The 941-nt window shown below is 68.4% G+C and carries 1 protein-coding gene; it reads left to right on the top strand.

Annotated elements, in window-relative coordinates:
• Positions 1 to 54 precede the first annotated feature (54 nt).
• Positions 55 to 941 (top strand): IS5 family transposase gene (locus FVA95_RS28990; protein ID WP_370460891.1). Its coding sequence is split into 2 segments (ribosomal slippage): positions 55 to 424 and positions 424 to 941, totalling 888 coding nucleotides; the frame shifts between segments, so codons are not numbered across the junction.

Here is a 941-nt window from a genome sequence, read left to right as displayed (position 1 = left end):
CTAGGGCGTGTCCTGCGAATCGTTTGAGGCCCGGTCGCTGATCATGTTCCGGTGGTGGGACGTGGCGAGTTGACCGACTCAGCGTGGGCACGGATCGAGCCGCTGCTACCCGCTTCGGGACGGGGTGGACAGTGGCGTGATCACCGGCAGGTGATCAACGCGATCCTGTGGAAACTGCGTACCGGGGCGCCGTGGCGGGACCTGCCCGAGCGCTACGGGCCGTGGAAAACCCCGCACGAACGGCTTCGGCGCTGGACCGCCGACGGCACCTGGGAACGGATCCTCGACCAGGTGATCGTCAAGGACGACGCTGTCGGGAACGTGGAGTGGACCTTCAGTATCGACTCCAGCTCCGTGCGGGCCCACCAGCATTCCGCCGGGGCCCGGAAAAAGGGGGCTGCACCGCCGAGTGGATCGAGGACCTTGCCGTCGAAGGGGAAGCCCTCGGACGGTCCCGCGGCGGGCTGACCAGCAAGATCCACCTCGCCGTCGACGGGCGCGGGTTGCCGATGTCGGTGATCCTCACCCCGGGCCAGGCCGGGGACAACCCCCAGCTACTGCCCCTGCTTGACCAGGTCGCGGTCGGTCGTGACGGTCCCGGCCGGCCCCGGAAACGGCCTGAGCGGGTGCTGGCCGACAAGGCCTACTCCCACCCCTCGACCCGCGCGGCGATGCGCGAGCGCAGGATCACGTTCACCAGCCCGGAGAAGAGCGACCAGATCGCGCGCCGACACGTGAAGGGCTCCCGCGGCGGCCGGCCACCGCGCTTCGATCCCGAGATCTACGCCGACCGCAACGTGGTCGAACGGTGCTTCAACCGGCTCAAACAGTTCCGCGATCTGGCGACCCGCTACGCCAAACGCGCCGCCTACTACCGCTCCGAGATCCTCATCGCCGCGATCATCCTCTGGCTCCGCCAAGATTCACAGGACACGGCCTAG

This window comes from Pseudonocardia sp. EV170527-09, from assembly GCF_008369905.1.
Classification (GTDB): domain Bacteria; phylum Actinomycetota; class Actinomycetes; order Mycobacteriales; family Pseudonocardiaceae; genus Pseudonocardia.
This window is presented reverse-complemented; position numbering and strand designations above follow the sequence as displayed.